Here is a 243-nt window from a genome sequence, read left to right as displayed (position 1 = left end):
AGGTCATGGCAGCATGGGCCAGTTCATTGATTTTGCTGGTGATCAGCTGCTCATGCTCCAGCGCCTGCTGCAGAATTTCATTCAGTGAAGTGAAAGAGACTGGCGGCGCAGCGATGGTACCCAGCACCGGCATGCCGCCGGTATCGCTCAGGTAATCAAACAGACGCTGCATATGCTGCATCTCTTCGCGTGAATGCATCTTCAGGAAGGAAGCGGCACCCTCAAAGCCTTTGTCGCTGCACC

The 243-nt window shown here is 55.1% G+C and carries 1 protein-coding gene; it reads right to left on the bottom strand.

Features of this window, described 5'->3' with window-relative positions:
* Positions 1-243 (bottom strand): ferritin (locus SB756_RS34220; RefSeq protein ID WP_410913774.1); only part of this gene is annotated, 243 nt, incomplete at both ends.

The sequence above is a fragment of the Pseudomonas sp. SIMBA_068 genome (genome assembly GCF_046534705.1).
Lineage (GTDB): Bacteria > Pseudomonadota > Gammaproteobacteria > Pseudomonadales > Pseudomonadaceae > Aquipseudomonas > Aquipseudomonas putida.
This window is presented reverse-complemented; position numbering and strand designations above follow the sequence as displayed.